This is a genomic window from Desulfotomaculum sp. OF05-3 (assembly GCF_003435535.1).
Classification (GTDB): domain Bacteria; phylum Bacillota; class Clostridia; order Lachnospirales; family Lachnospiraceae; genus Pilosibacter; species Pilosibacter fragilis.
This window is the reverse complement of record NZ_QWGO01000011.1, coordinates 1-26,270: the sequence shown is the minus strand read 5'-3', so window position 1 is coordinate 26,270 and position 26,270 is coordinate 1. Positions and strand designations below refer to the sequence as shown.

The following is a 26,270-nucleotide window of genomic DNA, read 5'->3' as shown; positions in this document are numbered from 1 at the left end:
ACAGGCGCTTTTTCCAACTGTCTTTTACATCGCCATGCCGCCGTCCACATGAAGAACCTGGCCGGTAATATAAGCTGCCTCATCGGAAGCAAGAAATGCGACTGCCTCCGCAATGTCTTTTGTCTCACCGAAATGCTTTAACGGAATCTGCTCGCCCATGGCTTTCTTTACGTCCTCCGGCAGCACATCCGTCATCTCTGTACGGATAAATCCCGGTGCGACTGCGTTTGCTGTGATCCCACGGCTTCCAAGCTCTCTTGCAACGGATTTCGTGAGTCCGATGATGCCCGCCTTGGAGGCACAGTAGTTTGCCTGACCTGCATTTCCCATCACTCCGGAAACGGAAGAGATATTGATGATCCGTCCGCCTCTCTGCTTTAACATCTGGCGGGAGACATGTTTGATGCAGTTGAATGCGCCCTTTAAGTTTGTGGCAATAACTGCGTCAAAATCGTCCTCGGACATCTTCATGATCAGGTTGTCTTTTGTGATTCCGGCGTTGTTCACAAGAATGTCGAGACGGCCGTATTTCTTTACGATCCCATCGATCATTTCTTTGGATTTTTCGAAATCACTGACGCTGCACTGCATGCTCTCCGCCATTCCGCCGTTTGCTGTGATCTCGTTTACGACTTCCTCTGCTTTTGCTGCGGAACCGTTATAGTTGACGATGACGGTCGCGCCGTATCCAGCCAGTGTCAGAGCAATCTGACGGCCGATTCCGCGGCTTGCGCCTGTCACAAGAGTAACCTTCCCTGTTAAATTCATGTTTCCCTCCGTGTTTCTATCAGTCAGCCGCCAGATTTTTGTCTCTGACGACATTATTTACTAATTTCTCTTTCGATCACTTAGCTCAGCTTCTCCAGATCCTCAAATTTCTCAATATTGATGACCGTCGCTTCCCTGTTGATCTTTCTGATAAATCCAGCTAACGTCTTTCCCGGTCCGATCTCGATAAACCGGTCAACACCGTCCGCCAGCATGGTCTCCACGCTCTGCTGCCATCTGACAGAAGAAGATACCTGACGTGTCAAAAGCGGCTTTACGTCCTCTGCCTTTGTCACATAAGCAGCTGTCACGTTCGCCACATACGGGATCACCGGCTCAGATACCGGAATATTCTCCAGAAACCTTCCAAGCTTCTCCCCGGCTTCCTCTAAAAGATAGGAGTGGAACGGTCCACTGACATTAAGCGGGATCACACGTCTTGCACCTGCCTCTTTTAACTTCACCGCCGCGGTCTCCACCGCCTCCTTGAGACCGGAGATCACGATCTGACCCGGGCAGTTGTAGTTTGCGACCTGCACATTCGGAATCTCGTCCACAACGGCATTGATCTCATCTGCCGTCATGCCGAGAACAGCGCTCATTCCGCCGACTCCAGCCGGAACTGCCTCCTGCATGAGAATTCCTCTCTCCCGGACTGTGCGGATCGCGTCGTCCGCCGTCATAACGCCTGCTGCCACCAGTGCGCAGTACTCGCCAAGGCTTAAGCCAGCCGCCACATCCGCATGGATGCCCCGCTCCTCCATCACCTTCATCATGGCAATGCTAGTGGTCACCATTGCCGCCTGCGTATACTCCGTGATGTCCAGACGGTCATTTTTCTCAAAGCATAACTCCGGAACGGAAAAGCCTAAAAGCTCCGTCGCACGGTCAAATACTGCCTTTGCAGTCTCCGAATTTTCATAAAAATCCTGGCCCATGCCGCATACCTGCGCGCCCTGTCCCGGAAAAATAAATGCTGTCTTTCCCATGATTCTCCTTACTTCTGACATCCGCCAAGCAGCTTATCTGCCTGCTCCATCATCTCATCGATCATTTCCTTGCATGTCTGCTCTTTCGTTACAAGACCTGCGATCTGACCTGCCATGACGGTTCCATTTGTGGTATCGCCTTCCTGAACGGCTTTTCTGAGGGTTCCAAGTGTCAGATACTCAAGCTCCTCAAAGGATTTTCCTTCTGCCTCAAGTCGGTTATACTCTCTTGTCATCTGGTTTCTCAGGCAGCGGACCGGATGTCCGTGGGTTCTTCCTGTTACCGCAGAATCGATGTCCTTTGCTTTAATGATTCTCTGCTTATAATTTTCATGAACGATGGATTCCTTTGCGACAACAAATCTTGTTCCCATCTGGACTGCCTCAGCGCCCAGCATGAAAGCCGCCGCAATTCCTCTTCCATCACCGATGCCGCCTGCTGCAATGACCGGGATGGATACCGCATCAACGACCTGCGGAACGAGAGTCATGGTGGTCGCCTCACCGATATGTCCGCCGGATTCGGTTCCCTCTGCAACGACAGCATCAGCGCCGCCGCGCTCCATAAGCTTCGCAAGAGCCACAGAAGCAACGACCGGTATCACGATGATCCCTGCTTCCTTCCACATCTTCATGTACTTTGCAGGATTTCCGGCTCCTGTCGTAACGACCTTCACGCCCTCTTCAACAACCACCTTCGCCACATCATCCGCATACGGGCTCATTAACATGACATTAACGCCAAACGGCTTCTTTGTCAGTGCTTTCGCCTTACGGATCTCTTCACGGACAACCTCTCCCGGCGCGTTTGCGCCGCCGATGAGGCCAAGACCTCCTGCCTCAGAAACAGCGGCAGCAAGATGATGCTCAGCGACCCAGGCCATACCGCCCTGAATGATCGGATATTCGATTCCCAGCATTTCTGTAATTCTTGTCTTCATTTTTATTGCTCTCACTTCCTGAAATCTATCTGTCGGGTATTGCCCGGAATTATCTTTATATCAGCAAAACGCGTCATAGACGCGTTTTGACTCTGGTTTATTCGGTTTGACTATTCCTCAACACCCTTATCTTTTAAGTACTTCATAACATCGCCGACCGTTGCGAGGTTCTGAAGGTCCTCAGCTGGGATCTCTACGGAATACTCATCCTCAAGAGCCATAACAAGCTCAAATAAGTCAAGGGAATCTGCTCCAAGGTCATCCTTGAAGGAGGTTGCCTCTGTGATGCTGTCTGCGTCTGTGCTTAACTGCTCTGCGATGATTTCTTTCATTTTTTCTAACATGATTTGATCTCCTTTAAATGTTCTTATTATTTGTATTTTATGGGTTTTTGCATTTTTTTGTTTTTTTAAATTATTTCTTATTATGTAGATAACTTCTCCTACTTTCCGGATTAATCAGATATCTACCACTCCATGAGCACTGCACCCCAGGTCATTCCGGCTCCGAAGCCTGACATGATGATCTTGTCGCCCCGCTTCAACATGTCCTTCTGGATCATATCGTCTAACAGTAACGGAATCGATGCCGTTGATGTATTTCCAAACTGACCGATGGTCATCGGGAATTTCTCCATTGGCTCCTTCAGGCGTCTGGCTGCCGCCTCGATGATCCGCTCGTTCGCCTGGTGGAGGACATAATATTTAATATCTTCCTTTTTTGTCCCTGTCCGGTTAAGAAGCTCCAAGACGCTCTCCGGCACCTTCCGCACCGCGAACTTGAAGACCTCCTGTCCGTCCATGGTCATGAACCCGAGCTCCGGCTTTGTCCCTGTGAGGAAGTTTCCAACGGTTCTGGACGTGCAGGCGAGGACATCACCCTTTGTTCCGTCCGCTCCCATCATCATGTCGATGATTCCGGTCTCTTCCGCTTTTAAAACGGCTGCCCCTGCTCCGTCTCCGAAGAGGACACAGGTGCCGCGGTCACTCCAGTCTGTCACTTTGCTGAGGGTTTCTGCCCCGATGATCAGCGCCGTCTTGTAAATTCCGGCTTTAAAAAATCCTTCCACGATATTCATGGCGAAAATAAATCCTGCGCATGCCGCCGAGATATCGAAGGCAACTGCATTCACTGCCCCGATGGCCGCCTGAACACTGCAGGCATCGCTGGGATAATTCCGGTCCGGGGACGAAGTCCCGAGAATGATGATATCCAGCTCTTCCGGGGCAACTCCCGCTGCTGCAAGCGCCCGCTCAGCCGCCTTCGCCGCCAGATGGCGCGTTCCCTCTCCGGAGGAGATCCGGCGTTCCCGGATTCCGGTCCGTGTCCGGATCCACTCGTCATTCGTGTCCACGATCTTCGCCAGATCGTCGTTCGTAATCAAATTCTCCGGCACATACGCGCCGATTCCAGCAATTCTGGCTGTCATCATCTTCTAAATCCTGCCATTTCATTGATGCGAAGAAATTCTTTTCCCCGCATTAGTTTTTAATTTCAAATAGTTTGATATTCAAAATGTTTGATTCTAATGGTAATAGATGTCTGCTTTTTTGTCAAGTGAATTTTTGTTTTTCCTTCTCACCGCCGGCTGCTTAAGTAAACCTGCAACCATTCAGTACCCTTGTGGTTCCACGCAAAAAAAGATGGAATGACGCCTTTTCACCTGTTTAAGCTCAGTATTTGCCGCATCTGGACTGGTCAAATTATTTAAAATTGGATATTTTAACAATGCCATATCTCAGATATGATAATCACATATTTACCGCATGCGAAATTTTCCCGACAATTTGCTATGGCTCACCACCAGAAAAAGTGGGAGTCTTATCTGACTGAGATAAAAGGAGCGATATTATGAGTATTACAAGCGATTTCAGCAAATTTAAAAAAATCGATGCCCACAGCCATATCGGCACCTTCGGCAGTCCGTTCAATATCCACTTTAATGCAGACCTTCTCTTAAAACAGATGGAAGAATTCAATATTGAAAAGACGATCCTCTGTTCCGACGGCCCGCACACAAATGAAGAGACCGTTGCTGCCTTCAAGGCTCACCCGGATAAGATCATCCCGCTCATGTGGATCAACTGTGCCGAAGGAAAACCGGCTTACGATGCCTTAGAGCACTATATCCGCGACGAACATTTCGCCGGTGCGAAGCTCCAGTCCCTCTTTGACGGCTACTGTGCCGATGATCCGTGTGTGGATCCGGTGGCTGAGATCTGTGAAAAATACGGCAAACCATTATTCATCCATTCCGGTCATCCGCCATTCTCTCTTCCGTGGCAGATCGGACTTCTGGCTGAACGCCACCCGCACCTCCCGATCGTCATGATCCATATGGGACATGCCCACGGTGTTTACGTCGATGCAGCGATCACCATGGCAAAAAAATACGACAATATCTGGCTTGAGACCTCCGGAACCTCCATGAGTGTCCAGATCGCCAACGCCTACAACACCGTCGGCCATGAGAAAGTCATGTTCGGCATCGACTCCCCGTTCCATGCCCCGACCGTTGAGATCCAGAAGATCATGGCCTGCGGCGTGGATGATGAAGGACTGGAGAACATTTTCTATCATAACGCAGCTAAATTTATGGGATTGAAATAGAAGTTTTTGTATCCACTGCAGAAACAGGGGGTAAATGTTACAGCAATTTTTTAAATTGTGTCACTGAAATTTCGACTTCGAAAAGCCAAATCGTTTTCATTCATGCCTGCCAAAAGTTTTTCATCTGCATATCACAGAGTTTTGTTGCATGTGTTTGAATCATTTAAATTTATTAAAAATTTGAAATTATTGTATTCAAGGAGGACACCCCTATGAAAAATCACTCACACCAGGACACCACCCTCGATATCTCCATCATTGGCTTAATGAGCGCTCTGGTATTTGTCGGAACCTATTTCTTTAAAATTCCTTCCGCCTTTGGCTACACCCACCTCGGCGACTGCATGATCATCCTGACCGTCTGCTTATTTGGCACAAGACGCGGCGTCCTCGCCGGTGCCATCGGCGCAGGTCTCTCCGATTTTCTCGGCGGCTACGCGGTATGGGTTCTCCCGACCATGGTATTAAAAGGTCTCTGGGCGTTCATCGCCGGAACGATTGCCTACAAGCTTCTGCCGAACTTTAAATATTCCTGGCTCGTCGGTGCTATCGTCGGCGGCATCGCCCATATTATCGGCTACACGCTCGTAAAGATCCCGCTCTACGGCACCGTTGTTGCCTTCGGTGAAATGTTCACCCTGTCCATGCAGACCATCGCAGGGATCGTCCTCGGCGGCGTAGCCTACACGATCCTCGTACAGTCCCCGGCGATCCGAACATTAAAGGCAAAATTTGCGTAACAAAAACCCCGGTCCGCAATGTTCATGCACTGCAGACCGGGGTTTTCATTGGGTCTGTATAAAATTTTTACAGAAGGAAATCACCTAAATCGCTGTTGATCATCTCGTCATAGGTCGGAATACCTTTCACAATGATCTGCTTATCTTCGCTGCTGTTATTGTTGAACGCATCGATGTAAGCGCTGATACCAGCAAGATGACGACCAGCACGCAGCTCGATTGGGAAGTTGCCGGAACTGTAGTCAACATACAGAAGCCCCAGATCATAGGCGATCACATAGCAAGGATCTTCACCTGTCTTTACCAGATCCTCATCTGTATAGCCACGAAGACGACCCTGACTAGGGTTACCAGTTTCCATTAACAGTGCATAAGTATTGGTATAATCACCTAACTCACGGTGAGTCAGACCATGCAAGGAAACCGGAGACGGCTCCAGACTCATGGAAATGCCCTCTAACTCCAGATTCAGAACGCCCTCAGATGCAATAGCAGAAGCGCGCTCGTGAGCTACGGTAGCATTGTTTACGGCATACTCCGGGCTGGACTCATGCAGGTCGATCTCCATGTCAATATCTAAGGTCTTGATCATGTTGGTTACCGCATAAGCAACCTGCTCAGATAAAGTACCATCCTCAACTCCCGGATAGCAGCGGTTCAGGTTACGAGTCTCTGAACCGGAAAGTGTCTGACCGGAAGACTTATGTGTGTAAATATCCGGATCCGGCCACTGATCGATCGGGTTGGTTGCACGGGAGCCATACTGGAATGTTCTGGTCTCACCATTTTTTGTGGTGAAGTGCATGTACTGCGGGGAACCATCCAGCGGGTCATTGTGGGTCAAAGCGGAATTGTTGATGTTCGGGATCACATAAATGGTTCCCGCTTCAACCTTTGCATTCTCTTCCAGAATAATGCCGGCCATATGACCAGAAGGTTCGTTGGCATGAGTGCTGCCCAGAACAACAAGGGAACCTCCCTCTTTTTCACCTTTCAGTACATATACATCGGAATCGCCGATGGTGCCTTCCAGGTTTGGATTATAACGGCTCAGCTTAAATACCTCGGTCACATTCGGACCAGTCACGATGTCTTCCTTGAAATGGCGCTTGGTATAAAAGCTCGTACCGGCAATACCGCCAACGAGAGCCGCGCAAACCAGAACGGCAACGGCGGACAGATACGTTTTCTTCATTTTCATTCACCCTCCTTACTTGATCAGGAAGATCCGCAGCAGCAGAGGAATTAAAATCATAGCTGCGTTGATCTGATCAACAAGGCGTTCTTCCTTAAAAATCATGTTGTACAGTGTGCTTACAAAAACCAGAAGGGCGATGGCTAAATAAATGATCGTGATAATACTCATAATTCAGTCCCTCCTTTAAAACAGTCCGGCAATCAGTTTTGAATTTGCCAGGAAGAAACAAGCGTAAACCAGCAGAATGATGATAGGCACAATACAACGCTTCAGGATCTTAGTGTATTTTTCTACACCTGTAACCTGTGCAGCGAACAGACCCGCTAAAGCGGTAGGAGGCATCATATCACCCACAGCAGCGATCAGGCTGATAGCAGCTAAGACCACAACGGAATTTCCGCCTAAAAGTGAAGCATAAATGTAAGCGAACGGAACGCCTAAAACCGAGCATGCGCCGTAAGAGGAAACTGCACCAAACAGCGGAATACTGATCGCGCAGGCTAAGAGCCACAATGTGCTCGGAAGACGCAGACAGCTGATAACTACCAGACCGCGAACGCCGGTCGCTGTCATTACTTCGATGAACATACCAACACCCATCAGAATACCCATAACAGGTGCTGCGGTACGGATGGCTTCCGGTACAGCAGTCAGTACATTGATCTTCTTTCCGGTGAACAGACCAACGGCAGCACTGATAAGGAACATGAGTGGCATACCGATGTCTTCGCCTAACTTCAGAACCTTAAAGATAACCATTAAAGCAACCAGAACCAGTAACGGAATGTAGATGCGCACACCGTACTGCTTGCGGATCGCATCCTGCTTTTCAAGAGCAGGTTTCAGTTTTTCATAGTCCATGTGGCGTGCCTGCTTGTAGCCGAGTAAAAGCACGAACAGAATCGCTAACGGGAAAGTGATTAAGGCCAGCGGACCCTCAAAACCAACATAAGGAACATCGATACCTGCGCAGATAATTAATGCAGCGGTATTTACAGGAGGTGCGATCATACCAAGCAGAGCACCCATAGCGATAATGGAGCCTGAGGTAACGGCATCAATTCCCATTAATGCAAGAACCGGAGCCATAATGGAACCTGCTGAAAGAACTGCTGCAGTGGAAGAACCGGTGATCATGCCGGGGAACATGATGATGAGCATGATTAAAACCAGTAAAACAGCAGGGAAACGATGGAATTTCTCAATAATCAGGCTGCTTAAAGCATCCAGAGCACCGGATCCCTCAATGACCTTCATGAAAATCATGGCACAGCCAATAGTCAGAATGGTATCTACATAACCGAACTCGCCCTCTACCATCATACGGATAGTCTCGGTGCCGAGGCCGCCCTCAAGAGCACCGCAGAGCGCTGCTATCAGCATTGATACGCCAACAGGCAGTTTGAATGCAAAGCAGCCGATCATGAAAACACCGACCATCACAATAAAAGTGATCACGTAAGGTGTCATAATGATGTTCTCCTCTTCAAAATCACTGCGGCCCGTTCAGCCAGGCCGCAGGTTAGTTTGTTTGTTTGTTTGTTTAGTAACTCAGATTTACAGACCAAATGCAGTTTTTAAAGCGTCAAGAGTACCTGCAGTGTTATCTACATAGATTGCAGGAGTTCCGTTGCCGGATAAGATACCAGACATCAGACCATCGGAATCCCCCTCAGAAACTACGATAGCAGCATCGCAGCCCTGGAAAGCCGGAGTGATAAAGCTGTCAGATAAGGTACCGCGACGAGCGGATCCGCCAGTGTGCAGAGCAAGAACAATGATACCTTTTTCCTTTGCAGCGGAAATCAGAGCGTCAGTACGTGCAAGCTCCTGGTCAGCATCGATACCGGCAGCACCAAGTCCCTTGGAAGATCCACCGACTGCAAGGATCAGAGTTTTGCAGTCATCCGGAAGATCTGCGCCTGTGATGTTCTTATTCATTGTTACTTCAATGCCAGCCTTTGTGCAAAGTGTATTTGCAATGTCTACATCAGCACTCTGTCCAATACTGGTCAGGATAGCCGGAGTAGAGCACATACCTGCGCTGATCTCAGTCAGTTCAGTTGCAGCACCTGCTGCCGCTGTAGTTTCTGCGGAAGCTGCTGCTGTGGTTTCTGCAGCCGCTGCGGTAGTTGTTGTGCTGGAAGCGCCGGAGCCGCAAGCAGCCAAAGATAATGTCAAAGCACTAGCCGCAATAAAAATACCAAGTTTCTTCATAATCGTATATCTCCTTTTCTTATTTTACGGCTGCCCGCCCCGTTATCGGGAAGCGGGCAGCACTGATAATTCATGTATTACTGGAAATGAAAATTAATATGCCAGAGCCTTACCATCACGGCGAGGATCCGCACCACCGCGCAGTGTTCCGTCCTTACCGATCGAGATTCCCTGTACACCGCCGAAGAACAGCTGCCATTCTCCCTTATCGGTAACTTCATGTCCGCGATCCTGCAGTTCTTTAGCAACCTCAGGAGTGATCGGGTTCACACCGCCGGACTCATAGCAGATATTTTCAGATGCGTTGTCGTAGATACGTGCACAATCGATCGCGTCCTGAATATCCATATTGTAGTCAATCATGCGCTCGATAACCTGAGCGATCGTCGGGAAAATACGGGTAGCTCCCGGGCTTCCGATTGTCATGTACGGAGATCCATCCGGATATAAAACGATAGACGGGCTCATGCTGGATAACGGACGTTTTCCGCCTTCTGCGCAGTTTACGCTCTCAGGATCAGCTGAGAAATCATCCATCTCGTCGTTCATAATAAATCCATAGCCAGGAACACCAACCTTGGAACCAAAGCCGTAGTTGATAGTCTTTGTGCAGGCTACCATGTTGCCCCACTGGTCAACAACGGAAAAGCTTGTAGTTGCATAATGCTCTAACTCTTCCGGCTCTACAGCCACATAGCTGCCGCTCTTGTCAGTGATCTCACTATAACGCTCTGCAGCATAGTCTTTGCTTGTCAGCTGAGCTAGCGGAACATCAGCAAAGTCAGTATCTGCCATATACTGCGCGCGGTCTGCGAAGGCGATCTTAAAAGCCTCAGAGAAACGATGTACATACTCGGTGCTGTTTACACCAATCTTGTCCATATCGTCGTAGTTCTCGAGAATGTTCAGGATCTCAACCAGGTGTGTACCGCCGGAAGATGCCGGTGGTAAAGAGTAGATAGTGTAATCTTTATAGTGACCAACGACAGGCTCACGAACCTTTACTTCGTAATTTGCAAGGTCTTCCATGGTCATATTGCCACCCCAAGCCGCAACAGCATCCACCATAGCCTGTGCCATATCGCCGGTATAGAAAGCATCTTTACCGCCATCAGCGATCAACTGCAGGGTCTTTGCCAGATCCGGGTTTTTGATCACATCACCAACCTCATACGGCAGTCCGCTCTCATCCAGGTAGATATTGCTCAAAGTCTCGTTTGCGGCAATACCGGTATACTCGCTGTCCTGCTCTTCCTTAAAGGTAACTCCCACTACATAGCCGTTGTTGGCTGTGTCGATAGCAGGCTGGAAGATCTGCTGACGGCTTACGGCATCAGAACCGTAGTTATCAAGAAGATACTCAAAACCAGCAACTTCTCCAGGTACAGCTACCGACAGACCGCCGATCACGCTCTTGTCACCCAGATTATTCACGCCGTCCAGACTGAACTGCTCCATCTTTCCGTTTTCATCCAACCACATCTGTGCATTAGCAGCTGCAGGAGCAGTCTCACGGAAATCAAGGACACTCACCTTGTCATCTTTGGCACTGTAAATAGTCATAAATCCGCCGCCGCCCAGACCGGAGAAGTACGGCTCAGCCACGCCCAGAGTGTAGGCTACAGCAGCCGCTGCGTCAAAGGCGTTTCCGCCTTCCTTCAGAATTTCCAGACCTGCCTTGCTGGCGTACCAGTTACAGGAAGCAACCGCGCCGTTTTTACCGGTAGCGTCACGGTCATCACGCTTCTTCTCGAGGTTTTCGTTGTAAGGCAGCCAGACATCCTCACCAACGGTTTCGGTCGTAGAAGCAGCTTCTGCTTCGGAAGCTGTCTCGGTAGCAGCCTCACTGCTCGCCGCTGTCGTTGTCGTTGAGGAAGCAGTTCCGCAGGCAGTCAACGAAGCTGCCAGACTGAGTGCAACTGCCGATCTTGCAACCAGACGATTTGATCTTTTCATTGTCATCCTCCTTTTGTTTGAGAGGTTCGCCGCCCATCGGCAACTCCTCTCTGTTTTATGGTGTCTTTTATTAGTAAGCGAAAGCTTTACCATCACATCTCAAGTCGGGGTGAAAGCTGATCCCCAGGATAATAGTAACATTTATGTAGAAACTGTGTCGAAGTTCTGTAGGAACTGTGTAAATTATACAAAATCACTCTATTCAAGTCTATTTTTTCTCATATTTTTCTCAAAAATGTAATAATGTCCTTTGATCAATTAAATTGGGTTTCATATTAAACGAAAAAAGTTTTACCTCGTTTTCTCAAGGTAAAACTTTTTTCGTTTTATTGTAGATCGCTTACATATTTTCAACCCAGCGGAATAACTGGCGCGGGCGGCCGACTTTGCCGTAAATGCTCACCATTTCCACTTTCTTATTCTGAATCAGATACTGCAGGTAACGGTATACCGTCTGATATGCAAGACCGCTGCTGCGAGCCACCTCATTTACTGTCATGTAATCCTCACCTTCTTTTAACGAATCCAGCACCAGCTGCATCGTGGCCTCGCTTAAGCCTTTGTCCAAAGGTGCCTGTTTTTGATGCTCTCGTTCTAAAAGGCGTAAATGCAGCTTGATGCGGCTGATAATATCCGGAGCCTTGATGGGCTTCAAGGCAAAATCACTGGCACCCGCCTGCAGAAACTGGTCGGCCACCTCCTGACTTTCATCGATTGTAAACACGATAATTGGCACAGTATGTGAAAGTGCACGCAACATCTGCACTCCTTCCACGCCGTTAATACCGGGCATGTGATAATCGATTAATACAATGTCAGGTTTGTGTAAACGAAACTGCTCCAGGCCTTTTTTAACATTTGGGGCACTGCAGGCCTCCCAGCCCTGAAAATGAAACAGCTCGCCTAAAGCAAAGCGTATATTTTCTTCATCGTCAATGGAAAGTATCGTGATCTTTCGTTCCATGGTTTACTACCTCCGGTAAAAATATGATGAACCGTGTGCCCTTGCCCGGCTGGCTTTCCGATATCACCGAGCCGTCCATGGCTTCCACGGTCTGTTTCACAAAGGCAAGTCCCAGGCCGCTGGAGCCAAAGCCGGAAATTCCCTGTTCCCACATGGTGGCCTGCTGTTGCTCGGTCATACCGCAGCCGTTATCTGAAACAGAAAAGGTGATAAACGGCAAGTCATCCACCAGGCGGGCCCGTACATGGATCCAAATGGCAAGCTCCCGCCCCTTCTCAACCGCCAGTGCAGCATTGTGGATCAGATTTACTAACACGCGCGTAAACAAAATACTGTTTACGCTTACCTGAAGCTCCGGTACCTCATTGTCAATATGCACGTTAGATGCGTAATCCTCTACCGATATCTGCGCAAGTGCCATATCTAAAATGTGCTTGGTGTCGCTGGGACTGCATCTGTTTTCATATAAGATTTCCGAGATCATGCTGCTCATCCGATCCATCTGGCTTTCAATGCGGCTCAGATATTCGATTTCCCTGTTTCTTCCGTCAACCTCGCATTGCATTTTTAAAATTCCCACCAAAGTCTGAGTACTGGTCAGAGGCGATTTTAAATCGTGCACCAGATACTTCATTTCCCGGTAGGTACGGTTTTTCATTTCCAGCAGTGCTGCACGACTCTGCACGGTCTGCATTTTTTCTTTTTCCTCCGACAGACGCAGAAGATTATTTTCATCCCGCAGCTGCAGGAGAATAATCGTTGCAAACAGGGTCACAACTAAAATTCCCACCGCACCGATGGCATTTAAGAGAGAATTGGCCTCCAGCACATCAGCAAATAGCTTGATATCAGAACTCATCTCACCGCGTCCCACGGGCAGACCGCTCATCAGCGGCATGATGTCCAGGAACTGAAAAGCTATAGTAAAAATCAGCAGCATCAGGTTCTTTTTGGTTAATGATATATATTGATAATCCAGACGCCGAAACAGCACCACGGATGAACCCAGAAGCAGAGCCGGCAAACCAAAGTCGTAACGAATACCGTGCACCAGACCAATGCCCTCATATACAAGCGGCAGGATCAGTAAAATCATGCATGCATTGGGTATCCAACTTTTTTTCCCTCTCCGGTAGAGTTCCACCGACTCGGCAATATAATATGCTCCGATATAATGCGGAGCAGCGCGCAGGGCATTTAACATCACCAGGCGTAAAGCAGCCACCATCAGATCGGTCTTCTCCTGCTTTTCCAACGCAAGATGCATATACTCCCGCACCTGAAAGTTCTGTACCGTAAATAAAACCGGCATTAAAAAACTCAGCGCGATCAACGCCAGACCGATCATCATTTCTTTGCGGTCTATTTTGCGGATCTCGAAACCCGCCAGTTTGATATTACCTGTCATCACTCATGGATCTCCTTTTAAAGGCAAAAACTAATATGCACACAGCCCCAAGGACCCCGACCAGAGCCGGAAGATGTGGATATACCGTGTGGTAATACAGGGCACTCTGGCCTGGCGGGACGATCATCTCTGGATCAAACGGCAGACCGTACTGGGCAGCCAGCTGCTTGATGTTTAAAAGATGCAGAACCGGCAGACCATGTGCATTATAATATTGCAAGAGTCCGTCATCACTGCGCACACTGGTAACCGTATAGGGAACCATCACACCGGCCTTCATCTTGTCCTCTTCCAGGCCGATGGTCGTAATGTTTCCGCCCACACCGACAAAACAGCTTATGGGACCTAACGTCTCATACAGGTCCTCACGCGCCTTCAGGTTTGCCGCGAAATCGCGCTCCTGCATGATATCTGCCACGCCATAGGACGCAATGCGGGCAAGTGCCTCCTCTTTTTCCTCCTCAAACATTTCACCTCCGCAGTCATAATCACCGCCCGGTGTGATCAGAGCCGGAGGTGTCTGGAGCCTGCCGTCAAGATAAAGGCGGCAGACCATGTCCGGGAAGGTAAACTGCGGCTGGTTTGCACCAAAAGTGCTCGCTCCCATGGAAGCGATATAGATCACCTTCACATTCATCGCCTCACCGGCGGCCAACACAGCCAGATTCAACGTTGGAAAGGAACCCGAAAAGCCCGCGCCGATGGTATCGCCGGACTTTACCCCGGCCTCGGTGAGCATCTGCACCAGCAGTGCGCCCATGTCCGGGTTTGCTGTGGTCCGCTTCGCCTCCTCCGAGCCAAGGCTGGTGGTAATTGGCGTATATTCATCGCCGATCATTCCGGTCTTGTGCGTATCATAAGGAGTGAGGGAAAGTCCTGCTTCCAGCTTATAATCCCGGATATCATCCATCCAGCCCTGCAGCTTCTGGGCAGCCAAAAGTTTGATCTCATAGTCTTCCGTGGCTTTCGTCTGTCCCATCGCCAATGTAAGGACAAGGCAGACGGCCAGCCAGGCCACAGCCAGGATAAGTGCCGTGCTTCGGCGTTTTTGCAAACTTTTCATGCGAAAACGCCTCCTTTCACACGCCGGGCAGCTTTTGCCCGATAAGCAGTAAGATCAGCGCCGTAAAAAGCGTAGTGGCGGCAATTGCCAGAAAGGCATCGAAGAATCCCTGTCTATCGATTTCCCGCGCCAGAATACCTGGCATTAAAATGCCAATCACACTGAAGGGAAGCAGTCTCCATGCGGAAAGTACACAATTCAGCACAAAGGTCAGCAGGATCAGAAAGGCAAACCGGCGTCGACCAAATAAAATCAGCCATTGCGATGCCAGACGGCATAAAAGCACACTCACGGATGCCATAATCAGCGTAGTAACAATACGACCGGGGCTATGTAACGCCAGAACCAGATAACCGGGTACGATAAGTCCAGCCGAAAGCCCGGTAATCTCGGTAAAGATCATACTCACCACTACACCTAACAGAATGATTTGATTATACATAAGGCTCTCCCTCCTCGCGGACACGGGCGATCAGTTTGCGCCCCGCTCCATACAAATTGCCGACTGCAAACAGCACTGTACCTGGTTCTGTATCGTTTAGAGGCATATCGTCAGCCTGTGAAAAACTGCGCACGGCGCAATCAGGCAAGAACCGGTGCAGTTTGGCAGTCATATAGTCTTTATGCGAACCTGCCAGCCAGACCTCGGCCGGAGCCAGTCTCTCACATACAGTCAGCATATCCCGGGTGCGGCTTCCCCGATCAGCCCGGTTGCATACGATCAAAATAAGCTTTCCGGCCTTCTCTCCAAGTTTTTTCTGCAGATCTTCCCATACGATGCAGGTGGAATCAGAATCATTTACCGAAACGGCATTCACAAAAATCCCCTGCCCCATCTTATATAGTGCCAGCGCATAAGGGTCGCGCTTATAATGTGCCATGCCCGCAAGAGCTGTTTCCCGCGAAACGCCCAGATCTTCACATACAGCTAGCGCCAGGGAAATATTTTCGGCAAAATCAAAATCCGGCTCATCCCCAGTGGGACGTGCCAGAACGAAGCGGCTGCCCAGCACCTCCGCATGGCTCCTGAGACGGGCTGCCATGACCTCATCGGCCGTAAATAAAACGCCTCCCTTGGGAATCGTGTTGCTCAACGTATCCGCAATTTCCGGAAGACTATCCCCCATCACATCGGCATGATCGTGCCGCACGTTCGTAATCACGCCCACATCGGCCTGCAAAATGCGATGCTGCGCACATCTTTGATATTCGGGCTGCAATGCCATGCACTCGATCACCAGAACTTCCGCATTCTGGGCGGCAGCACGGCACAGAATGCCGACCTGTTCTTTAATATTGGCTTTGCCTCTGCGGTGCAGAGGCTCTTCATTGCCGGAAACATCTATTGTCATCGGATCCGTACCTGTAGTTTTGCAGAATACCCGCAAACCGCCTGCCCGCAAGCCGGCCTCGATCAGCCGACAGACCGTAGATTTCCCTCGTGTGCCGTTTACATGCACCACGTGACGCAGGGTCGCGCGGCTTTTCGCCGCATCCCGCCCCTCTATCCAAAGTCTCAGGCACCAGAAAAGCCCTAAGAGAAGAATCGTTATCTTAAGCATAAAACACCTCAGATTTTATCGTTCAGAAGAACCATTTTCTTAAATCATACTCCGAAACGACACAAAACTCCACAGATAAATATGAGAAAATGCTTCTTCTTCCCAACTGCATTATTGCTTTGGGAAAAAGAAGCATTTTATATTAAAACTATTATTTTAATCACTGTCATTTAAACTAACTGCGCCACACTGCTATTGCCAAAATAATAGCGCAGGCATATCTTAATATTTCAGATACATGATAAATCTTATTTCCATTTACCTCAGCGCCCTCCTGCGCAAATTTCTGCTCAATAAGCCCTCTGATACCTATTTCTATAAGAAGTGCCATTGCTAATCCCAGCGAAAACATTCTCATACCCTTTGTATAGCTATATAACGATAATAAAAATACTACTGAAACGCCTAAGTTACATAATGTTAACCACATTTTTTTCTTCATATAGATCGCCCCCCGCTATGCTGATTGTTTCCGTTTCATCTACTTGAATTATATCATTCCCCCCCATTTTTTCAATCACTATTTATTTTCTCGCTTCATTATTAAGATATTTGTTATTTTTTCGTTATTTGTCTATATTTTTTTCGTAAAAAAGAAGACGTACCACCCGTCATCACACTCAATAACCAGCGACACATCTTCTTCTCGAAATCCCTATTCCTGCTCTTCCAACAACATCTGGTACACATCCCGTTTCCCGATTCCGCGGTCCTTTGCCACAAGCTTCATCGCTTCTTTCTTCTCGATTCCCTGTGACAGGTAGACGTCCATGTGTTCCGTGAGCGACATGGCTTCCCATGTCTGTTCCTTCTCTTTTTTGATCTCCTCCGGGCTCTTTCCCTCGATCACGATGACACATTCGCCCCGCGGTTCCTCCGTCTCAAAATGATCTAACGCCCCCTGAAACGTGGTCCGGAATGCCGTCTCGTACTTCTTTGTGAGTTCCCGGCAGATCGTGATCCTCCGGTCCCCTAACGCCTCAAGAAGCTCTTCCAAGGTCCGTACCAGACGGTGCGGCGCCTCATAGAGGATGATCGTCCGGGTCTCTGACTTTAATTCTTCCAGAATTCTCTGCTTTTCCTTCTTATCGGACGGCAGAAACGCCTCAAACGCAAACCGTCTTGTCGCCATCCCGGAGATCGTGAGCGCCGTGATGCACGCTGCCGGTCCCGGAAGAGAAGTCAGCTCGATTCCGGCCTCATAGCACTGCTTTACAAGCTCCTCGCCCGGATCCGAGATTCCCGGTGTCCCGGCGTCCGTGATCAGTGCGATATTCGTGCCTTCCTTCATCTTCTCAACGAGAACTCTCGCCTTTTCCACCTTGTTGAACTCATGGTAACTGGTCATCGGAGTCTTGATGTCAAAATGGTTTAAAAGCTTGATGCTGTGCCGCGTATCTTCCGCAGCGATCAGATCTACCTCTTTCAATGTATTTAACACCCGCAGCGTGATATCGTCCAGGTTCCCGATAGGCGTTGCACATAAATATAATTTTCCCTGCATGACCAATTCCTCCTGCTGCCCGATGCTGCTTTTTCACCGACAGCTTTTTATCTCAATATTTCCGTAACGCGAGTTTACGGATGATTCCATTCCGGATTGGCAAGATCCGCGACTATTCCTACATTATCCGGAGCTTTTCGTTTAGAAAATTTCTGACATTTTCCGGCTCATCCGCCAAAAGAACCCCCCTCAACAATTTAATACCCGTAAATCGAATAGATCTCATCCGTATACACTCCCGGCTCCTTATAAACGATCACCGGCGCTTCCACCTTCATCCAGGCCCCGCCGCCGCGAACCGCTTCAATAAGGACCATATTCGCATCCTTATCCCGGAACGGGTGCACCAGTTTCATCCGTTTCGGTTCCAGCTTATACTGTTTCATCGTCCCTAAGATCTCGATCAGCCTGTGGGGGCGGTGCACCATATACATTCTTCCGCCGGGCTTCAGCACCTTTGCGCCTTCCCGCACTACATCCTCCAGCGTGCAGAGGACCTCATGTCTCGAGATCGCCTTCACTTCCGTCGGATTCTTAAGCCCGTGGGAGTCATTCATATACGGTGGATTTGTCGTAACGACATCAAAGGAAGCCGCTCCGAAAATCCGGCTGGCTTCCTTGATATCTCCATGTACGATCTCAATTTTATTTTCCAGATGGTTTAATTTTACGCTCCGCTCCGCCATCCTGGCAATCTCATCCTGGATCTCAAGCGCTGAAAAATGTTCTCCCTCCGTCTTTGCGGAAAGAAGAAGCGGAATGATCCCCGTCCCGGTTCCAAGATCCAGTACCCGCTCCCCGGGCTTTACAGCAGCAAAACCAGAAAGCAGAACCGCGTCCATACCAAAGCAGAACCCATCTGTCTTCTGGATGATCTGCAGTCCATTTCTCTGAAGATCATCCAGACGCTCATTTTCCTTTAACTCAATCGTCATCGAGTTTTGATTTCCCTTCTTTTTTCTCAAGAGCCTCTAACTGCTTAAGCTCCGCATCGTTCGTGGACTGCTTTTCCCGTCTCTTTTTCGGGCGGAATTTTAACTGATCCACTTTATATTCACGGATCTCCTTCTCATCGTTGTTCACAGTCACAATGACCTTCACAAGCTGGCGCAGAATGCTCACACTGTGGACCTCGCCCTTTAAACCGTCGTCTGTTGTCACATAGTCGCCGATATTCGGAAGTCTTCCGTTTAATTCCTCATAAGTATCTTCCTCGTACTTTAAGCAGCACATCAGTCTTCCGCAGACACCGGAGATCTTCGTCGGGTTCAGGGAAAGATTCTGTTCCTTCGCCATTTTGATGGATACCGGAATAAACTCAGAAAGATAGGACGCACAGCAAAGCGGTCTTCCGCAGATACCGATTCCGCCCACGATCTTTGTCTCATCGCGGACACCGATCTGGCGAAGCTCGATCCTCGTCTTAAACACGGACGCCAGATCCTTTACCAGCTCACGGAAATCGATTCTTCCGTCTGCCGTAAAATAGAACAGCACCTTATTATTATCGAAGGTATACTCCGTGTCAATGAGCTTCATACTGAGATTGTGCTTCTTGATCTTCTCAACGCATACCTTGAAGGCCTCTTTTTCTTTCTCCTTGTTGCGGCGCTCCGTCTCCTCATCCGCCGGTGTCGCCATACGGATCACGCACTTTAACGGCTGGATCACCTTCTTGTCATCCACCTCGTGGGTTCCAAGCACCACATATCCATATTCCACACCTCTGGCTGTCTCGACGATCACATGGTCGCCGGTCTTGATCTCATTCTCACCAGGGCTGAAATAATACACTTTTCCCGCTTTTCGGAAGCGGATTCCAATTACTTTCGTCATTCTTTGCTCCTTATGACGGGTTCTTCATGGTCAGCAGGAGTAATTCCATCGCCAATTCCATATTTACGTTTGCGTTCAAACGTGTTCTCGCTGTGTCGATCGCCGCAAGGATCGCTTCCAGACCGGCATAGTCGACTTTTTCTCCCGTCTCATTGATCATTTTATATTCATCTTTGAAGATCAGCAGGTTCATGTCCTTTGTGACCTTGAACATGAGCACGTCCCGGTACCAGAGCTGCATCAGATCCAGCACCTCGCCGATATCAAAGTTCTGCTCTTTCATCTCCCGGATACAATCCAGAAGCATCGAAATATCCATAGTTCCCACGTTTTTCACGAGAACCATGACCTTCTGGAAAAGTTCCTTGAATTCATCCGACGAAGCCAGATGAATCGCCTTTCCGAGATTTCCCCTCGCAAATGCAGCGCAGATATCCGCATCCTTCTCCGCGATATGGAGATTCTGGGTCAGGTAACTCTTGATCGTGAAATCCTTAAGCGGCTTTAACTTCATCTGGACACATCTGGAGAGGATCGTCGGAAGAAACGCCTCCTGGTTCGTCGTGATCAGAATGATGACCGCGTAGGACGGCGGCTCCTCGATCGTTTTTAACAGGGCATTCTGCGCCTGGACCGTCATTTTTTCCGCCTCATCCACGATATAGATCTTATAATAACTGCTGTACGGACGGATCATGATCGTATCATTGATCTGTTCCCGCACATCATCCACGCCGATACTTCCCGGCTTTTCATGCGTCACATAGATGAGATCCGGATGATTTCCGCTCATCACCTGCTTGCAGGAATGGCACATCATACACGGCTCACTTCCGCCTTTTTCGCACAGGAGTGTCATCGCAAACGCATTCGCGATCGATTTTCTTCCCATGCCGGCTTCTCCCGTCAGGATATAAGCATGTGAGATCTTATGGTTCTGGATCGCCTTTTTAAAGTGATCTTTCACCATCTCATTCCCGAGGATCTCTTCAAATCCCATGATCTTTTCTTCTGACATAGCCGCATCCCTCCTCATCCTGTTGGTTCCGGCAGTGCTTTTTACGCCGGAGCTTCCCGGTTCGAACAGAACATTTAACTGTTCCCGCTAACGGTGTTTCCATTTTATCTTACCACAAAATAACGCCTATAAAAAGTTATTTATCCAAATCCCTTAGGATTTCTTCCAGGCACATTTCCATATCCGTGTTCTGATATCTCTTCGTAATTCCCAAGCGTTCCAGATTTTCCTCTGAAAAATCTTTTTCGTCTGCAAGGTATCTCCGGCAGACTTCCCGATAATTCGGCTTTTTCTGGTTTTCCTCGCGTTTGACGGCCCTGAGAAGCCGGATCCCGTCCGGGACCTCGATATAGACCGGGACCATCTTTCCCGCTTCAAAATAGGCACACATCTTCTCGTAAGATTCCAGTGTCCCGATCATAAGACAGGACTCGTCGTCGGCAACATCAAACTGCCCGTCATCCACCGTATAGTAAGTCCATGGACCGGCGATCGTCTGATAAGTTCTCGACTCGATCACCTTTCCGGAAGCCAGCTGCCTCTCCAGCTCCTCTCGACCGGTAAAGAAATATTCCACTCCGTCCGTCTCGCCTTCCCGGATCGGTCTTGTTGTATACATCGTCACCGTCCGCAGCTTTGGTCTCCGTTTCAGGATTTCCTTATACAGTGTATCTTTTCCTGTCGCGCTCTTTCCAAGAAGATAATATATCCTGCCCATTTGTTTCTCTCAGCCTTCTGTATTATAATTTTTATCCCTGTCAGATAAGACTTTTCGATCGAACTTTTACAACCACTTTTCAGGTTCTATCTTTTCATTGTATCAAAATCAGAGGTCCCGTGCAACCGTTGTTTCCATCCTCGCTCGATAATTTCACGGGATCCGCGTCTCCACTTATACGATGTAAGAATTCCTGTTCCTGCTTGGAAAAATAATTGAATCACTAACGATTTCCTTCCCCAGCAGCATACTCATCAGCATCCTTTATGAACAAGCCCTGGCGTCTGACATGTTAAGATCACGTCCGCATCCGGATCAGCCGGTCCCTGAACAAGAAGCCCTGCTGCCTTATACGCCATGATCTTCTCCACGATCGCATCCGTGAAGACCTCTCCCGGCGCGATGATCGGGATTCCCGGCGGATACAGATACACAAACTCCGCAGATACCTTCCCGACCGTATCCTGAAGCGCTGTGCGCTCCGTATCGCCATTCATCGCCTCGCAGATGAGCATTCTCCTGACCGGGTGCAAAACTTTGGATTCCGTGACTTCTGGAGTCTCACATCTTTCTTTTTCCTTTGACTCACCTTTTTCTTTTTGCTGTTCAGGCTCCACGCAGTGTCTCAATGCCCCGTCAATCTCCAGCAGCGCCGTTCCAAGCCGCTCAAATCCTTCTTCCGTGTCCATCAGCGACGTCATCGCGATCACATACTCCGGCGCTGTCATCTCCATCTCAAGATGGTATTTTCTCCGCAGTGTCTCCGCCAGCTCTTCCCCGTGAAAATCCTCTGCGCGCATCGTGGAAACCACGATCTTCGACGGATCCCATCCGGCCACAGTCCGATATTTCCCACAGATTTCCCGGTCCAGAACCTCAAGTACCTGAAGTCCTTCCATCCGCTCCATAAAGTGCTCCAGTCTTTCCTCATACCGGACCATCCCATTTCTTCCGTCCCCATCCATATACCGGATGCACCGCTCCATCCCAGCCATAAAAAGGTATGACGGGCTGGACGTCTGAAACATGGACAAATACCTCGAAACTCTGTCCTGATCCACAAACTTTCCCTTCACATGCAGGATTGCCGTCTGTGTAAAGCATGGCAACGTCTTATGAAGGCTCTGGATCACGATATCAGCCCCGTATTCCAACGCCGATTTCGGAAAGCTGTGACACTGATCTGCATACTCCAGATGTGCCCCATGCGCCTCATCGACGATCAATGGGATCCCGTATTCATGAGCCGCATCCGCGATCGCCCGGATATCCGACACCACGCCTTCATAGGTTGGGGATGTGATGAGCACTGCCTGGATTTTCGTGTTTTTTCCTCTCACATCCCCCGAATTTCCCGCACAGCGCATCGCATCCTTTTCAAGCGCTTTTCTCACGTCCTCCGCACGGATTCCTCCATTGATCCCGAATTCCGTGATCTCCTCCGGATACAGATACTCCGCCTCCAGCCGGTTCAGGTAGATCGCATGGTACACCGCCTTATGACAGTTTCTCGCTGTCAGGATCTTTCCGCCGTTTTCCGTAGTCGCAAAAACTGCACTTAAAATCCCGCATGTACTCCCATTCACAAGATACCAGGACCGGTCCGCCCCGTAGATCGCAGCCGCCTCATCCATGGCGTCCTTCAAAATTCCTTCCGCATGATGCAGGTTGTCAAACCCATCGATCTCCGTGATATCGATCCCATACGGGTCCGGAAATCCCCCCGGGATCCCATCCGGAATCTCCCGTCTTTTATGTCCCGGCATATGAAATGGATACGCATCCGATCCCGCATATTCTGTCAGCCGTTCTAAAAGTCCCGGCTGTTTTTCTTTTCTGTAATTCAAAATTTTTATTCTCCTGTTTCCCATCCGCCTGCAAATGAACTGGGAGTTGTCCGTCAAATTCGCATCCGCATTCGTTATAAAATATTTTTTTCTTTTTGCTCCGAGAGAAGTTTCTCAATCTGCGACTGTCCTACATCCAATAATGCACTCCAGTCTTCTTTGTTCACCCAGTCTAATATCTGTCTGTATTCCATAAGAAATGTCAATACTACAAACGCCGGCTTACTTTACAATCTCCGCTTTTACCTCCGGAAACATATCCCAAATTTCCGCGACTTCACCCCCGGCTGCCTGATAAAAGCTATAGCTGCCATAAACCATCGAATCGCATCCGTCCGATGCCAGTCTCACCACTACCTGTGTCCCATCCGCCTTTGTCAGCGTCAGGATCCCGTTATACGGACATTCTTTCGCTTCATCAAAAGATGCCCCCGCCAGGATCTCCTCCAGCCTTTTTAACAATTCCGGATCCTGCAGCATCTCGGAAATCCCTACGACCTCCGAGTCAGCAGAATCTTTGCGCGCCAAATCGGTGTTTTTCTCCAGCTCTTTGGAAATCGGGACCACCTCAAGTTCCGCACTTGTAATTTCTTTCATGTCTTCCGTTCCGACCGTCTGAAATTCACATTTTTCCTCTGCAATTTTTAATGCCGGAACCGTGATCTCATCCGGATCCGGGTTTTCTGACTCATAAATTTCCTGGCTTGCCGCATATGTGATCCCATCTATTCCATACATTACCGGATCAATGATCTCATTCAAGCCGGTGATCTCTTTCTCCTGATCCTCAGTCAAAGGAATATATTCCTCCAGTACCTCTGCAGCTTCAAATCTTCGGACGGTAAGATATCCGCCGTCCTCCGGTGGTGACATCCGCACACCGCGCTCCTTTACAGTCTCCAGATACCGGACCCCCTCGTCACCGTCACAGAGGCTATATGTAAACGCTTTTCTGAGTTCTTCCGGTCCTTCTATTCCGCTCGGAACAAAAAACAGAACATCCTTTGCTTCCGTGTAATACATTTCATAAACATTTTCGAAAGTATATACTTTTTCAAAAATACTTTCGTCCTCGTTCCACTTTTCAGCCTCGATCACATCATCAATGCTGTAAATGCTGAGATCTTTCAGCGGATCCTCCTTGCCTTTTCGAAATCCCAGGACATACCCGCAACCATTTTCCGTCTCCCGTCCAACAAAATCATACGCATCCCGGATCTCTCCGCCGCAGGATGCTGCCTTTTCCGGATCCATATCCGAAAATTTATGATCTCCATCAAAGGATTCCAATTCTGTTACGATCCACCGACGTTCTTCCTCCGAAAGTGGCTGAAAGGCCAGATTTTCCCTCTGATCTTCTTTTTCCGTTTCAGGACTATTTCGTTCCTCTGTCTGTGGCTCACTCGGATCTTCTACCGGAACAAAAGCCGGCGAACACCCTGTCAGCCAGATTCCTAGTCCTAAAGCTGCCGTCATCATCCAAATCTTTTTCACCTTGCCACCTTCTTTTTCCAAAACTGAACTCGCCTGTCACTGAACTTGTTACCGATATTTTATCATCCATAATTTTTTCACACAAGCGAGCACCCCCACATTTAAGGAAACTGTAAACATGTTATCATTTTGTTATTTTCATAAACAGGATTTTTCACTGTAAATTTCATTCCAGTATCTCTTTTGTAACTATCGGCAGAGTATGATATAATATATTTGTTCACCCTTGTGTATCTTTTGGATACAGCAATACAAGCGTATTTTCATCGTTCAATACGCCAGAAAGAGAGGATCCTATGAAATACAGAATTATTGGCACAACTATCCCTGCAGTTGAGATCAAATTTGATGCTCCAGGCGAAACTATGTACACACAGTCCGGCGGAATGTCCTGGATGTCTGAAGGGATTTCCATGTCCACAAACACACGCGGCGGATTTATGAAAGGTCTTGGCCGCATGTTTGCCGGTGAATCCATGTTTATGGCTACCTACCGTGCGGATGCTCCGGGTGCCACGATCGCATTTGCGTCAACTGTACCTGGGCAGGTTCTTCCGATCGACGCGGCAGAAAACGGCGGCATGATCTGCCAGAAAGGTGCATTCCTCTGCGCACAGGATTCTGTAAATCTTGATGTCACCTTCACAAAGAAATTTACTTCCGGACTGTTTGGCGGCGAAGGCTTCATCCTTGAATCCATCTCCGGTTCCGGAATGGCCTTTCTCGAAATCGACGGCGATGTTGTCGAGAAACAGCTTGCACCGGGCGAAGTGATCAAAGTTGATACAGGAAATATCGTTGCGTTCGAGAAAACCGTAAAATATGAAGTTGAGACGATCAAAGGCCTTGGAAACATCTTCTTCGGCGGCGAAGGTCTCTTCCTCACAAAGCTTACCGGTCCTGGCCGTGTGATCCTTCAGACTCAGAATATCGCTGATTTCGCCGGACGCATTGCACAGTTCATTCCGACAAAATCAAACTGATCTTCGACTTTCAACAACATATACTTTAACCTAAAAAGAGGTTGCTGTGTGAATGTGCAGCAACCTCTTTTTTAGCAAACTTTAGAATACTAAAAAGCGGAAACCTCTCGGCTTCCGCAACTTAATGAGACATCGGGGATTCGAACCCCGGACAACTTGATTAAAAGTCAAGTGCTCTACCGACTGAGCTAATATCCCATACAACTATGAAGTTGTAATGCCCAAAGCTGGAATCGAACCAGCGACACGAGGATTTTCAGTCCTCTGCTCTACCAACTGAGCTATCTGGGCATAATTGCGGGGGCAGGATTTGAACCTACGACCTTCGGGTTATGAGCCCGACGAGCTTCCAGACTGCTCCACCCCGCGACGATGCTTTTTAATTATACAAAATAAATATCGAAAAATCAATACCTATTTAATGGGCGGAGGTGGATTCGAACCACCGAAGCAA

At 48.8% G+C, this 26,270-nt stretch carries 26 protein-coding genes and 3 tRNA genes; 3 read left to right on the top strand and 26 right to left on the bottom strand.

What is annotated here, in order from left to right; genetic code table 11:
- Positions 1-24: 24 nt before the first annotated feature.
- From fabG to DXA87_RS07765, 5 genes are all read right to left on the bottom strand, one after another.
- Entirely contained in the window at positions 25-768 is a 744-nt protein-coding gene (gene fabG / locus DXA87_RS07785; protein ID WP_117483945.1) for a 3-oxoacyl-[acyl-carrier-protein] reductase, read from the bottom strand.
- 80 nt (positions 769-848) lie between these two features.
- On the bottom strand, positions 849-1,757 hold the full coding sequence (gene fabD, locus DXA87_RS07780) for an ACP S-malonyltransferase (protein WP_117503751.1): 909 nt from the start codon (positions 1,755-1,757) through the stop codon (positions 849-851).
- An 8-nt stretch (positions 1,758-1,765) separates the two neighbouring features.
- A complete protein-coding gene (gene fabK / locus DXA87_RS07775) occupies positions 1,766-2,704 on the bottom strand; it encodes an enoyl-[acyl-carrier-protein] reductase FabK (RefSeq protein ID WP_278286476.1) in 939 nt (312 codons plus the stop codon).
- Between the two features lie 104 nt (positions 2,705-2,808).
- Positions 2,809-3,042 carry an acyl carrier protein gene (gene acpP / locus DXA87_RS07770; RefSeq protein WP_015553932.1) on the bottom strand — a complete coding sequence of 78 codons (234 nt, stop codon included), beginning with the start codon at positions 3,040-3,042 and terminating at the stop codon, positions 2,809-2,811.
- A 122-nt stretch (positions 3,043-3,164) separates the two neighbouring features.
- Positions 3,165-4,127 carry a beta-ketoacyl-ACP synthase III gene (locus DXA87_RS07765; RefSeq protein WP_117503823.1) on the bottom strand — a complete coding sequence of 321 codons (963 nt, stop codon included), beginning with the start codon at positions 4,125-4,127 and terminating at the stop codon, positions 3,165-3,167.
- A 422-nt stretch (positions 4,128-4,549) separates the two neighbouring features.
- Between DXA87_RS07765 and DXA87_RS07760 the strand changes: the two genes are divergently transcribed.
- Entirely contained in the window at positions 4,550-5,308 is a 759-nt protein-coding gene (locus DXA87_RS07760) for an amidohydrolase family protein (RefSeq protein ID WP_015553930.1), read from the top strand.
- A gap of 212 nt (positions 5,309-5,520) precedes the next feature.
- The gene (locus tag DXA87_RS07755) at positions 5,521-6,048 is read left to right on the top strand and encodes an ECF transporter S component (RefSeq protein WP_117469939.1); all 528 of its coding nucleotides are present in this window, start codon (positions 5,521-5,523) and stop codon (positions 6,046-6,048) included.
- Positions 6,049-6,115: 67 nt separating this feature from the next.
- Here DXA87_RS07755 and DXA87_RS07750 read toward each other — a convergent pair whose 3' ends face one another.
- The 18 genes from DXA87_RS07750 to DXA87_RS07670 all read right to left on the bottom strand — a co-directional run bounded on the left by DXA87_RS07750 (position 6,116) and on the right by DXA87_RS07670 (position 24,833).
- Positions 6,116-7,243: a succinylglutamate desuccinylase gene (locus tag DXA87_RS07750; protein ID WP_242998022.1), complete on the bottom strand. Its 1,128-nt coding sequence runs from the start codon at positions 7,241-7,243 to the stop codon at positions 6,116-6,118.
- 15 nt (positions 7,244-7,258) lie between these two features.
- On the bottom strand, positions 7,259-7,414 hold the full coding sequence (locus tag DXA87_RS17950) for a hypothetical protein (protein WP_015553926.1): 156 nt from the start codon (positions 7,412-7,414) through the stop codon (positions 7,259-7,261).
- A gap of 15 nt (positions 7,415-7,429) precedes the next feature.
- The gene (locus tag DXA87_RS07745; RefSeq protein WP_015553925.1) at positions 7,430-8,716 is read right to left on the bottom strand and encodes a TRAP transporter large permease subunit; all 1,287 of its coding nucleotides are present in this window, start codon (positions 8,714-8,716) and stop codon (positions 7,430-7,432) included.
- Between the two features lie 87 nt (positions 8,717-8,803).
- A complete protein-coding gene (locus DXA87_RS07740; protein WP_015553924.1) occupies positions 8,804-9,463 on the bottom strand; it encodes a DUF6305 family protein in 660 nt (219 codons plus the stop codon).
- A 93-nt stretch (positions 9,464-9,556) separates the two neighbouring features.
- Positions 9,557-11,419 (bottom strand): gamma-glutamyltransferase, encoded by a 1,863-nt coding sequence (gene ggt, locus DXA87_RS07735; protein WP_158553049.1) that lies wholly within the window; start codon positions 11,417-11,419, stop codon positions 9,557-9,559.
- A 340-nt stretch (positions 11,420-11,759) separates the two neighbouring features.
- Positions 11,760-12,383: a response regulator gene (locus tag DXA87_RS07730; protein ID WP_117483873.1), complete on the bottom strand. Its 624-nt coding sequence runs from the start codon at positions 12,381-12,383 to the stop codon at positions 11,760-11,762.
- Positions 12,352-13,791 carry a HAMP domain-containing sensor histidine kinase gene (locus DXA87_RS07725; protein WP_117503748.1) on the bottom strand — a complete coding sequence of 480 codons (1,440 nt, stop codon included), beginning with the start codon at positions 13,789-13,791 and terminating at the stop codon, positions 12,352-12,354. Before DXA87_RS07725 ends, DXA87_RS07730 begins: the two co-directional genes overlap by 32 nt.
- Positions 13,781-14,854, bottom strand: coding sequence for a poly-gamma-glutamate system protein (pgsW, locus tag DXA87_RS07720; protein WP_117503747.1), 1,074 nt, complete (start codon positions 14,852-14,854; stop codon positions 13,781-13,783). Before pgsW ends, DXA87_RS07725 begins: the two co-directional genes overlap by 11 nt.
- Positions 14,855-14,870: 16 nt before the next feature.
- On the bottom strand, positions 14,871-15,296 hold the full coding sequence (pgsC, locus tag DXA87_RS07715; protein ID WP_117472162.1) for a poly-gamma-glutamate biosynthesis protein PgsC: 426 nt from the start codon (positions 15,294-15,296) through the stop codon (positions 14,871-14,873).
- The gene (pgsB, locus tag DXA87_RS07710) at positions 15,289-16,416 is read right to left on the bottom strand and encodes a poly-gamma-glutamate synthase PgsB (protein WP_117503746.1); all 1,128 of its coding nucleotides are present in this window, start codon (positions 16,414-16,416) and stop codon (positions 15,289-15,291) included. Before pgsB ends, pgsC begins: the two co-directional genes overlap by 8 nt.
- 175 nt (positions 16,417-16,591) lie before the next feature.
- The gene (locus tag DXA87_RS07705) at positions 16,592-16,858 is read right to left on the bottom strand and encodes a hypothetical protein (protein WP_117503745.1); all 267 of its coding nucleotides are present in this window, start codon (positions 16,856-16,858) and stop codon (positions 16,592-16,594) included.
- Between the two features lie 213 nt (positions 16,859-17,071).
- A complete protein-coding gene (gene rsmI, locus DXA87_RS07700; RefSeq protein ID WP_117503744.1) occupies positions 17,072-17,920 on the bottom strand; it encodes a 16S rRNA (cytidine(1402)-2'-O)-methyltransferase in 849 nt (282 codons plus the stop codon).
- Between the two features lie 197 nt (positions 17,921-18,117).
- Positions 18,118-18,855: a tRNA1(Val) (adenine(37)-N6)-methyltransferase gene (locus DXA87_RS07695; protein WP_117503743.1), complete on the bottom strand. Its 738-nt coding sequence runs from the start codon at positions 18,853-18,855 to the stop codon at positions 18,118-18,120.
- Entirely contained in the window at positions 18,845-19,756 is a 912-nt protein-coding gene (locus DXA87_RS07690; protein WP_015553914.1) for a stage 0 sporulation family protein, read from the bottom strand. Before DXA87_RS07690 ends, DXA87_RS07695 begins: the two co-directional genes overlap by 11 nt.
- Before the next feature lie 10 nt (positions 19,757-19,766).
- The gene (holB, locus tag DXA87_RS07685; RefSeq protein ID WP_117503822.1) at positions 19,767-20,759 is read right to left on the bottom strand and encodes a DNA polymerase III subunit delta'; all 993 of its coding nucleotides are present in this window, start codon (positions 20,757-20,759) and stop codon (positions 19,767-19,769) included.
- Between the two features lie 151 nt (positions 20,760-20,910).
- Entirely contained in the window at positions 20,911-21,492 is a 582-nt protein-coding gene (locus tag DXA87_RS07680) for a guanylate kinase (protein ID WP_117503742.1), read from the bottom strand.
- A 254-nt stretch (positions 21,493-21,746) separates the two neighbouring features.
- On the bottom strand, positions 21,747-23,339 hold the full coding sequence (locus DXA87_RS07675) for an aminotransferase class I/II-fold pyridoxal phosphate-dependent enzyme (RefSeq protein WP_282433263.1): 1,593 nt from the start codon (positions 23,337-23,339) through the stop codon (positions 21,747-21,749).
- Between the two features lie 222 nt (positions 23,340-23,561).
- A complete protein-coding gene (locus DXA87_RS07670; protein WP_147324193.1) occupies positions 23,562-24,833 on the bottom strand; it encodes a hypothetical protein in 1,272 nt (423 codons plus the stop codon).
- Positions 24,834-25,129: 296 nt separating this feature from the next.
- On the opposite strand from DXA87_RS07670, the gene DXA87_RS07665 reads away from it, so the two are divergent.
- Positions 25,130-25,816, top strand: a complete 687-nt coding sequence (locus DXA87_RS07665; protein ID WP_015553911.1) for a TIGR00266 family protein — start codon at positions 25,130-25,132, stop codon at positions 25,814-25,816.
- A 125-nt stretch (positions 25,817-25,941) separates the two neighbouring features.
- Here the strand turns inward: DXA87_RS07665 and DXA87_RS07660 are convergent.
- From DXA87_RS07660 to DXA87_RS07650, 3 genes are all read right to left on the bottom strand, one after another.
- Positions 25,942-26,014, bottom strand: a tRNA-Lys gene (locus tag DXA87_RS07660).
- A 20-nt stretch (positions 26,015-26,034) separates the two neighbouring features.
- A tRNA-Phe gene (locus DXA87_RS07655) sits at positions 26,035-26,107 on the bottom strand.
- Positions 26,108-26,111: 4 nt separating this feature from the next.
- Positions 26,112-26,185, bottom strand: a tRNA-Met gene (locus tag DXA87_RS07650).
- Between the last annotated feature and the right edge of the window lie 85 nt (positions 26,186-26,270).

Bases quoted from the DNA above. Each gene is read 5' to 3' on its own strand.
- fabG (WP_117483945.1), bottom strand. From the start codon at position 768: ATGAATTTAACAGGGAAGGTTACTCTTGTGACAGGCGCAAGCCGCGGA.
- fabD (WP_117503751.1), bottom strand. From the start codon at position 1,757: ATGGGAAAGACAGCATTTATTTTTCCGGGACAGGGCGCGCAGGTATGC.
- acpP (WP_015553932.1), bottom strand. From the start codon at position 3,042: ATGTTAGAAAAAATGAAAGAAATCATCGCAGAGCAGTTAAGCACAGAC.
- DXA87_RS07765 (WP_117503823.1), bottom strand. From the start codon at position 4,127: ATGACAGCCAGAATTGCTGGAATCGGCGCGTATGTGCCGGAGAATTTG.
- DXA87_RS07760 (WP_015553930.1), top strand. From the start codon at position 4,550: ATGAGTATTACAAGCGATTTCAGCAAATTTAAAAAAATCGATGCCCAC.
- DXA87_RS07755 (WP_117469939.1), top strand. From the start codon at position 5,521: ATGAAAAATCACTCACACCAGGACACCACCCTCGATATCTCCATCATT.
- DXA87_RS07750 (WP_242998022.1), bottom strand. From the start codon at position 7,243: ATGAAGAAAACGTATCTGTCCGCCGTTGCCGTTCTGGTTTGCGCGGCT.
- DXA87_RS17950 (WP_015553926.1), bottom strand. From the start codon at position 7,414: ATGAGTATTATCACGATCATTTATTTAGCCATCGCCCTTCTGGTTTTT.
- DXA87_RS07745 (WP_015553925.1), bottom strand. From the start codon at position 8,716: ATGACACCTTACGTGATCACTTTTATTGTGATGGTCGGTGTTTTCATG.
- DXA87_RS07740 (WP_015553924.1), bottom strand. From the start codon at position 9,463: ATGAAGAAACTTGGTATTTTTATTGCGGCTAGTGCTTTGACATTATCT.
- ggt (WP_158553049.1), bottom strand. From the start codon at position 11,419: ATGAAAAGATCAAATCGTCTGGTTGCAAGATCGGCAGTTGCACTCAGT.
- DXA87_RS07730 (WP_117483873.1), bottom strand. From the start codon at position 12,383: ATGGAACGAAAGATCACGATACTTTCCATTGACGATGAAGAAAATATA.
- DXA87_RS07725 (WP_117503748.1), bottom strand. From the start codon at position 13,791: ATGACAGGTAATATCAAACTGGCGGGTTTCGAGATCCGCAAAATAGAC.
- pgsW (WP_117503747.1), bottom strand. From the start codon at position 14,854: ATGAAAAGTTTGCAAAAACGCCGAAGCACGGCACTTATCCTGGCTGTG.
- pgsC (WP_117472162.1), bottom strand. From the start codon at position 15,296: ATGTATAATCAAATCATTCTGTTAGGTGTAGTGGTGAGTATGATCTTT.
- pgsB (WP_117503746.1), bottom strand. From the start codon at position 16,416: ATGCTTAAGATAACGATTCTTCTCTTAGGGCTTTTCTGGTGCCTGAGA.
- DXA87_RS07705 (WP_117503745.1), bottom strand. From the start codon at position 16,858: ATGAAGAAAAAAATGTGGTTAACATTATGTAACTTAGGCGTTTCAGTA.
- rsmI (WP_117503744.1), bottom strand. From the start codon at position 17,920: ATGCAGGGAAAATTATATTTATGTGCAACGCCTATCGGGAACCTGGAC.
- DXA87_RS07695 (WP_117503743.1), bottom strand. From the start codon at position 18,855: ATGACGATTGAGTTAAAGGAAAATGAGCGTCTGGATGATCTTCAGAGA.
- DXA87_RS07690 (WP_015553914.1), bottom strand. From the start codon at position 19,756: ATGACGAAAGTAATTGGAATCCGCTTCCGAAAAGCGGGAAAAGTGTAT.
- DXA87_RS07680 (WP_117503742.1), bottom strand. From the start codon at position 21,492: ATGGGCAGGATATATTATCTTCTTGGAAAGAGCGCGACAGGAAAAGAT.
- DXA87_RS07665 (WP_015553911.1), top strand. From the start codon at position 25,130: ATGAAATACAGAATTATTGGCACAACTATCCCTGCAGTTGAGATCAAA.